This is a genomic window from Salinispira sp., assembly GCF_059431795.1.
Map to the genome: position 1 here is coordinate 301,981 of NZ_JBXWXS010000013.1, position 9,233 is coordinate 311,213.

Sequence of the window (9,233 nt, forward strand, 5' to 3'; positions counted from 1 at the left end):
TGCACCAACGGCCGTATACTGCCTGTAGTGAGAGAGGAAGATATGAATCTTAAGGAATTTGATGAATCCATACGGCGGGTGAAGGATTTTCCCAAGCCCGGAATTAATTTTTACGATATTACCAGCATCCTCACCAACAGCGAAGCCTTCGGATTCTGTCTGGAACAGATGAACCTCTGGATAGATGAACTTGAGGTGGATACTCTGCTTGCAGTTGAAGCCCGGGGCTTCCTCTTTGCCGCCCCTTTGGCCCAAATGCGGAAAATTCCTCTGGTTCTGGCCAGGAAAAAGGGCAAACTCCCGGGGAAGACCTGGTGTGAAGAGTACAGCTTGGAATACGGAACCGATGTGGTGTGTATTCAGCAGGAAGATATTGCTCCCGGCAGCAGAGTCCTGCTCATTGACGATCTGATAGCAACCGGCGGAACTCTGAAGGCCACAGCCGCCCTGGTGAAAAATCAGGCCCGTTCCAGTCTTGCCGGATATGCCGCGGTGATCGGTCTGCCGTTTTTAGGCTATGAAAAGCATCTTGATGATGCTCCCATTCGCACGCTCATAAACTATCAGGGAGAGTAGAGGATTCAGAAGGGGCTGCGCCACTCCTGGTGCGCTGCAGGCAGGATCTTTTTTCGAACTTTACTTGACAAGTTTTTGCCACTCTGATATTTTCCAATTCGATCATTTCCCGGTGGTGTAATTGGTAACACTACAGATTCTGGTTCTGTCGTTGGGGGTTCAAATCCTCCCCGGGAAGTATTGCCGGCTTGAGGCCGGCTTTTTTTTAAAGAGAGCCGCAGGGGTTCTCTTGATTGATCGGCCTCAGCATCGGTCATGCGTTTTTGCTGATAGGAGGCCTTTCATGAGTGTGAGAACCTGCCTGGTTCTTGAAAATGGTTCCATATACGACGGTAAGGGATTCGGCCATCCGGCTCCGTTTCCCCGTGAACTGGAACCCGGTATCCCCAGTTTCAGCAATGCCGGTGAAGTGGTGTTCAACACCGCCATGGTAGGGTACCATGAAGTGCTCACCGATCCCTCCTACACCGGACAGATAATCACCATGACATATCCCCACATGGGAAACTACGGACACTTGGACGATTGGAACGAAAGCGGTCCCCTTGGGGAGGAGTGTCAGGATTCTTTATCCTGCGATCCCCGGCCTGTGAAGGCCGCGGGTTTTGTACTCAGAAGCCTGTATCGGGGACCCGTTCCCAAAGGCCGAATCACCCTGGATGAATATCTGCATAAACACGAAATCCCGGGCATCACCGATGTGGATACCCGCCGGCTCACCCTGGAAATACGGGATGGGGGTGCGGTGAACTCCGTGCTTGTCCGTCCGGAAAATCCCGCCCTGGGACTCAGCCCCGATGAAATCAATATGATATCCCGATATCTGGAGTCTTTTCCCGACATGGTGGGCAGAGACTTGGTGCAGGAAGTGGGAAGCAGCCTGAAATTCAGCCGTCGCAGACCTCTGGAAGGAAGCTACGCCGGTATGAGGCTTGCCCTCTATGATTGCGGAACCAAGGCGAATATTATTAGAGAGCTTGAGAAGCTGGGCTGTGAAATCACCGTGTACCCCTCGCCCAGCAGTGCCGAAGAGATTCTGAGTGGAAACCACCACGGGGTGCTTGTGTCAAACGGCCCCGGAGACCCTCAAGTGCTTCAGGAACAGATCGCCGCCGTGAAAGGGCTCATTGGGAAAACACCCGTATTCGGCATATGCCTTGGGCATCAGCTCATCGCCGAGGCCCTGGGGGCACGCACATACAAAATGAAATTCGGGCACCACGGAATTAACCACCCGGTGCGGGACGAAAGGACCAAAAAAGTGTTTGTAACCAGCCAGAATCACGGCTTTGCGGTGGATGAGAACAGTCTGCCTGCGGGCACCCAGGTTTGGTTCAGAAACGCCAACGACCAGAGCATCGAAGGGATCAGAAACGATGAACTTCCCATTCTCACAGCTCAGTTTCATCCCGAATCCGCACCCGGACCCTACGATTCACACTGGATATTCCGGGAATTTCTTGAAGCAATTCCCCGGAAAGCCTGGGCGGAGCCTGCCTGAGTTGCCGAAGCGGCGAACACGTTTATTGTAAAAAGACACCGGGAAGACAGGATACAATACAGGAATACGCAAGATGGAACAGCATCCGGAATATATCTGGAACACATAGGGGGAATAAGGTGCCGGTACGCAAGGATATACAGAAGATTTTGATTTTCGGCTCCGGGCCGATCGTAATCGGTCAGGCATGTGAGTTTGACTACTCCGGGAATCAGGCGGTAAAAGCGCTGAAAGAAGAGGGATTTGAGGTCATACTGCTCAATCCCAATCCTGCAACCATTATGACCACTCCCGGAACCGCAGACCGAATCTACATGGATCCGCTGGAAGTTCCCTATGTAGAAGAAATTCTGAAAATAGAAAAGCCCGATGCCATTCTTCCCACAATGGGGGGGCAGACGGCGCTGAATCTTGCCCTGGAACTTGATGAGGCGGGGATTTTTGACACGTACGATGTTGAACTTCTCGGCGCCGGTGTTGAGAGCATCAAGCTCGCGGAAGACCGGGGAGAGTTCAAAAAGCTAATGGACAGCATCGGCCTTGCAAGCGCCAAGTCCATTCTTGCATCCGATCTTGACTCCGCCCTGGGGTTCGCAAAGGAGCAGGGCCTTCCCCTGATTATCCGGCCCAGCTACACCCTGGGGGGAAGGGGCGGAAGCATTGCCACCCGATGGGAGGATGTGGAACCCATGATCCGCCGGGCCATCGACGAAAGCCCGGTTCATACCGCCCTCATTGAGGAAAGCCTTCTGGGATGGAAGGAATTTGAAATGGAGGTAATGAGAGACGCCGCCGACAATGCGGTAATCATCTGTTCCATTGAAAACGTGGATCCCATGGGAGTGCACACCGGAGATTCCATTACCGTAGCTCCCATCCAGACCCTTTCAGATGTTGAATACCAGAAAATGCGTACCGCCTCCATAGAGATCCTCCGGGCCGTAGGCGTGGACTGCGGCGGATCCAACGTGCAGTTTGCCTACAACCCGGAAGACGGGCGGATGATTGTTATTGAGATGAACCCAAGAGTGAGCCGCTCATCCGCCCTGGCTTCCAAGGCGACCGGCTTTCCCATTGCCCGAAGCTCCGCCAAACTGGCGGTGGGCTATACCCTGGACGAGATAATCAACGATATCACCGGAAAAACCGTAAGCTGTTTCGAACCCTCCCTTGACTATGTTGCGGTGAAGGTTCCCCGATTTGAGCTGGAAAAATTTCCCCGGGGATACGCTCAGCTGGGCACCCAGATGAAGAGCGTGGGTGAATCCTTGGCATTGGGAAGAACCTATAATGAAGCGCTGAACAAGGCTCTGCGCTCATGCGAGCTCGGGGTGGAAGGGTTGGACCACCTGAGCGATGCGGGGAAAGAGGAGCTGGATGTTATGATAGACACCCTCCACCCGAAGCGGATTTTTGCCGCCTATACCCTGATCCGCCAGGGCGTTGAACAGGCGGCAGCCCGGGGACCGCTGAGCGAACTCCCCGGCGAAGCGGAGTTGGAGGTGATGAACGACATTCAGCGGCGCAGCAGCTATGATCCATGGTTTCTCTACAGCATGCTTGAGCTGGCCCGATTGGAACTGCGGGTGGAAACGTTGAACGGGGAGCAGCCCGACCCCTTCCTTCTTCTTGAAGCAAAGCGTTCGGGACTTTCTGACCGCCGGATTGCCGCCCTCATTTCCGGGGAAAAGATCGGCCCACAGGTGGACGCCCTGGTGAACCGTATTCGGAGCGTCAGAGACGATATGGGTATTCATGCGGGCTATCACTTTGTTGATACCTGTTCCGGTGAGTTCCAGGCATCCACCCCCTATTTTTATTCCACCTGGGGAGAAGTGAACGAATCCAAGCCCATGGACGGCCGGGGGGTAATTATTCTCGGTTCCGGTCCCAACCGAATAGGCCAGGGATTGGAGTTCGATACCTGCTGTACTCTCTCATCAATGGCTTATCGCCGGCAGGGGGTTAACACGGTAATTATAAACTCCAATCCGGAGACTGTTTCAACCGATTTCAATGTGTCCGACCGGCTCTATCTTGAGCCCCTCACCTTCGACGATGTGAGGGAGGTGATGAAGACCGAAGGAATTCGGGATGTAATTGTTCAGCTGGGTGGGCAGACTCCCCTGAATATGGCCAAGGAGCTGAAAGAGTGGGGGGCGAATATCATTGGTACTCCGGTGGAAAGCATCGAAGGAGCCGAGGATCGGCGTCAGTTCGCCGACATGCTCAACCGTCTGGGCCTTCGCCAGCCGGAGAACCGGAGCGCCGGCAGCCTCACCCAGGTGGAAAAGTTCGCCAAGGATATCGGGTACCCGGTGCTGTTGCGCCCAAGTTATGTTCTAGGCGGCCGGAGCATGATGATCGCTTTCAACCGGGAAGAGCTCCAGGAATTCATTAAACGGGATGTTGAAGTAAGCGATCATAAACCCATTTTGGTGGATCAATTTCTGGATGATGCGGTGGAGTATGATGTGGATGCCCTCTGTGACGGGAAAAACGTCTATATTGCGGGCATCATGCAGCATATCGAAGCCGCCGGGGTTCACTCGGGAGACTCGGCCTGTGTATTTCCCGCCTATAAAACCACCGATGAAATACAGGCTCAGATCAGCGATGCCACCGCCAAAATAGCCCTGGAAGTGGGGGTAAACGGCTTTCTGAACATCCAGTTCGCAGTGAGAGATGACATGCTCTATGTTCTTGAGGTGAACCCCCGTGCCAGCCGCACCGTCCCGTTTATCTCCAAAGCCAGCGGGGTGGACCTTGTGGACGCAGCGGTGAAAGTCTGGGAAGGCAACGATCTGGGGGCCCAGGGATTAATCCGGGAAGATATCAGCGGACTGAAAAACGTGGGGATCGGAAGCTGTGTCACCGGCTGGGCGGTAAAAGAGGCCATGTTCAGTTTCGACCGCTTCCTGGATACCGATCCCATGCTGGGACCGGAAATGAAGTCCACCGGCGAAGCTATCGGCCTGGGCCGCAGCTTCGGAGAAGCATTCGCAAAGGCCAGTTCGGCAACCGGCACCCGTCTGCCCACATCGGGCCGGGTGTTTGTATCGGTAAACTCCTTCGATAAGGAAGCGGTTTTGCCCATTGTGAAGGATCTGGTTGAGATGGGTTTCAGCCTGATGGCAACCCGGGGGACCGCACAGTTCCTCTTTGAACAGGGCATTATGGCGGAAGTTGTGCTGAAGGTGCATGAGGGGAACCCCAATATTGTGGACCATCTTGAAGCCGGTCGGGTGGATCTGGTAATCAATACACCCCGGGGGCGATACACCCAGATGGATGACGGGTATCTGCGAATACACACCCTCAGGCATAAAGTGCCCTATACCACCACCATCTCTGCAGCCCGGGCGGCTGTTGAAGGTATCCGCTATCTTCTTGCTGGGGAGTACCGGGCCCAGGCTCTGCCGGGCTGAAAAAGGGTCTGGGCGGCGGCCCCTGGGGCTTGCCGCAGCCTGATCGACTATTGAAGCAGATTCAGAATTTCATCCCTGTATTGAGGCATCAGCATTCCGGAATTCAGATCCCGGAACTGAAGCCCCTCGAGCGTAGGCCCGTGCAGTATATGCTGAACAATTCCGTGTATAATATGCTCAGGCTGATGCTCCTGTGGGATGGCGGTGGCTTCTGTTTTTAACACCGGATATCTGCATGCTGCAGGAAAATATTCCGGATATGACAGGGCATCCGGTACAAGGGGCGTCAATCCTGCACATGCGGCTTCCAGCATGCTCAGCCCCTGGAACTCGTGCCGGGCCGTGGAAATTACCAGGTGCCTGCTTGAGGGAGTACCCCAGCCGGGCATATCTGCCGCTGGATAATCCTCCGTTGGGTTCTCCCTGCCATTGGTATCTGCATAACGATTTTCTGCAGAATTGTTTTCCACCCCCCATTGTTTCAGTTTTTCAATATACTCTTTCCGGGGCAGGGGGGCTGCCACCCAAATTCTGTGGTCGAACTCCCCGAGGATCTGTTCCATCTCCCGGGGGACCCTGCGGAATTTTCTCCCCAGCAGACTCAAACTCCAGCTGAACCGTTCGCCAAGCTTAACCCGGCGCTCAAGTTCCCGGCAAATGTCCAGAAGCAGGGAGGGGTTTTTATCGTACTCCCAGCGGTGGGGCCAGACAATATGGATATGGGTGCCGCCCGCAGGGGCCGCAGCGGGGGCTGCCCGGCCTCCATGGACCTGATCAGAGGCTTCGGCCCGGCTTCCATGGAGCTGATCAGAGGCTTCGGCCCGGCCTCCAGGGACCTGATCGGGCGGTGATAACCCCAGCCCAGAATCCGGCGGAGGAAATTCCACCGTCACAGGGATTACTTTGGATTTCCGTTTGAGGTCCGTACATATTTCCCGGTCGGTTTTTTCCGGAAGAGCGGCCAAAAAGCGCTGAATCCCCTCCATGCAGCTGTCACGGTTCCAGGCCGAATTGAATAAGATCCGATCGGCGCTCAGAAGGGAGTACAGCTGACTCGCCTGGGCGTCCCGTCTCAGTTTCTCCACAGCTTGAGGTCCTTCCTGCCCATGGGCAGGTTCCGGGGACAGTGCGCCTGCTTCAGCTGACCCCGGCTGTCCTTGCCGGACTGCATGAGATTGGCTTAGGCGCACATCCCGCGCGGGGTAAGTAAACTGATTTTCGTGAACATATTGGATTACCGGCACTACCCGTAGCTCTGGATGCACAGCCCGGATACTGCTCACATCCACCGAACTGGTTGAAATAATTACAGACGGGGCCGACTCGTTTCGGCTGAATAATTCACCAAGCTCAGTTCGCCAGCTCAGTGCAGCACCCCGGAGCCGGAAGCTGAAATAGCGGGGTGCCAGGCTCAATACCTTCCAGGTAAATTCCGGCAGTCCCGTTTTGAGGGATTCGGCCCAGGCTTTCTGGCTGTCGCTGTGATACCCCGAAAGAAGAAGAATGCTTGGCTTTTGCTCATCTTCCCCGGAGCTCACCCCGCTGTCTCCTCTTTCAGGTTGTTTAAGTAGTATTCAAAGCTGTCCAGAAGCGCCTCCCAGCTGGCCTCCACAATATTCTCGTTTACCCCAACGGTTCCCCAGTCGTGTTCCCCGTCGGAACTGGTAATAAATACCCGCACCTTCGCCGCGGATGCACTTTCGGGGTTCAACACCCTCACACGGTAGTCAATGAGCTTAATTTTCTTAAGGTCGGGATAATGGGGGTAGAGTGCGTTCCTCAAGGCAGCGTCCAGGGTCTCAACCGGGCCCACACCCACGGCAGCACCCATCACCTCGGTGCCCGAATCGTCGAGAAACATTCTTCCCACCGTATTGCTCTGAGCGGTGGCTGTCTTGTAGCTTTCAAGATGATAGTTCTTCAGACTCACAAGGGGGGTATAGATTCCCAGGGCTTTCCTCATAAGCAGATCGAAGCTGCCCTCCGCCGCTTCATATTCGTAGCCGAAATTTTCCCGGCTCTTCAACTCATCGATTAGGGTTTGGACCACCGTATCGTTTTTCCCGTAATCTCCGTACTTGCGCATCTTTTCGATAATTGTTGATTTTCCCGCCAGCTCGCTAAGAAGAACCTGCCGTGAATTGCCCACCAGATTACCGTCAAGATGCTCCATGAGATGGGGGGCTTTGAGAATTACATCCGCATGCTGTCCTGCCTTATGGGAGAAAGCAGCCACACCCACAAAAGCCTGGCGTTTATCCGGAATGATATTGGCTTTTTCGGCCACAAAGCGGCTGAGGCCGGTAAGATGGGGCATGAATGGTTTGCAGTTGGCTTCATAATCCATTTTAATCGTCAGATTGGGCATAATCTCGCAGAGATTGGCATTCCCGCAGCGTTCGCCCCAGCCGTTCACCGTACCCTGGACGTGCATTGCCCCGGCATTCACCGCAGCCAGACTGTTAGCTACCGCGGTGCCGCAGTCGTTGTGGAAATGTCCTCCCAGGCGTTCATACCCTTCCTTTGCCAGGGTTGTGTAAATATCCGATACTTCGTGGGGAAGAGTGCCTCCGTTGGTATCGCAGAGCACCATGACATCCGCTCCCGCATTCATTCCGGCGGAAAGAACCTTTCGGGCGTATTGTTCATTGCCCTTCCATCCGTCAAAAAAATGTTCCATATCGAATACGACGACCCGCCCTTGCTTTTTCAGAAAGCTGATGGAGTCATCGATCATTCGAAGGTTCTCTTCCGGATCGGTACCAATTACCCGGGTGACGTGTTCCGTCCAGGTTTTCCCCACCACTACCACGGTGCTGGTTTCCGCATCCAGCAAAGCCCTGATATGGCCGTCGCTTTCCGCTGCTCCGCCGGCCTTTCGGGTGGAGCCGAAGCTGGCAACCCGTGCATGACGAAGGTTCATGGATTGGATTCTCCGGAAGAATTCCGCTTCCTTCTCATTGCTGAGGGGGAACCCGCCTTCAATATAATCGATGCCCAGGTCATCCAGCTTTTGCGCAATTTCCAGTTTGTCCTCAAGGCTGTAATTAATTTCCAACCCCTGCATGCCGTCCCGAAGGGTGGTATCAAATATTTCTACTTTCCGGCTCATGGATCCTCCTGTATGCATCCTTTCCGGCGTTTTCCCGGAATACCTGTCCGTTCTGTGCCCGGCTGCTTTCCGTGTTTCTGCCCCGGTAATCCCCGCAGCCGCGTGGAGGGAATCAACTCCGGACATAAAAAAAAGCCGCTTCCCAGCAGGAAAGCGGCCTTTGTTGCACCCGTATCCTGCTATTTCTCCCCGTCGCCGATAATCGCAATAATGAGGTTAATAATGGATATGGATGCAAGAATATTCAAACTCATGTATTCTTATACACTTATCTCTTTTGTTGATTTTGTCAAGGGGATGTATCATGATGAGCGGATGGACATGCTCAATATGCGCCATATGGCACTTCCCGAAGCCCGGGAGGGCTGGTACGATCTCAGTCCGCCGGATAGCACAGGCCCTCCCATGTACCTCTATTCCTCTGCGATGGGCAGTGCTGGACGGTCGGGCAGTCAGGGAAGCGGGCAACGATGCGGTCTACTCTCCCGACTGAGTCTAACCGGGGCTCCCGGGGAACCACCGTCAGAAATCTCTCCCTCGCTGCTAGTATCCGTGAAACAGGTTCACAGCATGATCATTCACATAATCCGCACGCTTCCGTCAGATTATCCGGACT

At 54.4% G+C, this 9,233-nt stretch carries 6 protein-coding genes and 1 tRNA gene; 5 read left to right on the top strand and 2 right to left on the bottom strand.

Translation table 11 applies throughout. The features are described 5' to 3' along the window. Window positions 1–27: 27 nt before the first annotated feature. The 4 genes from AC52PS_RS05025 (at window position 28) to carB (ending at window position 5,505) form a co-directional block, all read left to right on the top strand. Window positions 28–576 (top strand): adenine phosphoribosyltransferase, encoded by a 549-nt coding sequence (locus AC52PS_RS05025; protein ID WP_495561945.1) that lies wholly within the window; start codon window positions 28–30, stop codon window positions 574–576. A 106-nt stretch (window positions 577–682) separates the two neighbouring features. Continuing rightward, a tRNA-Gln gene (locus AC52PS_RS05030) sits at window positions 683–754 on the top strand. A 105-nt stretch (window positions 755–859) separates the two neighbouring features. Then, the gene (gene carA, locus AC52PS_RS05035) at window positions 860–2,077 is read left to right on the top strand and encodes a glutamine-hydrolyzing carbamoyl-phosphate synthase small subunit (protein ID WP_495561946.1); all 1,218 of its coding nucleotides are present in this window, start codon (window positions 860–862) and stop codon (window positions 2,075–2,077) included. 119 nt (window positions 2,078–2,196) lie between these two features. Further along, window positions 2,197–5,505: a carbamoyl-phosphate synthase large subunit gene (gene carB / locus AC52PS_RS05040; RefSeq protein WP_495561947.1), complete on the top strand. Its 3,309-nt coding sequence runs from the start codon at window positions 2,197–2,199 to the stop codon at window positions 5,503–5,505. Between the two features lie 47 nt (window positions 5,506–5,552). On the opposite strand, the gene AC52PS_RS05045 is transcribed toward carB, so the two are convergent. Next, entirely contained in the window at window positions 5,553–7,043 is a 1,491-nt protein-coding gene (locus tag AC52PS_RS05045; RefSeq protein ID WP_495561948.1) for a tRNA-queuosine alpha-mannosyltransferase domain-containing protein, read from the bottom strand. Further along, on the bottom strand, window positions 7,040–8,617 hold the full coding sequence (cimA, locus tag AC52PS_RS05050) for a citramalate synthase (protein WP_495561949.1): 1,578 nt from the start codon (window positions 8,615–8,617) through the stop codon (window positions 7,040–7,042). Before cimA ends, AC52PS_RS05045 begins: the two co-directional genes overlap by 4 nt. Before the next feature lie 210 nt (window positions 8,618–8,827). Between cimA and AC52PS_RS05055 the strand changes: the two genes are divergently transcribed. Then, window positions 8,828–9,233 (top strand): hypothetical protein (locus AC52PS_RS05055; protein WP_495561950.1); only part of this gene is annotated, 406 nt, incomplete at its 3' end.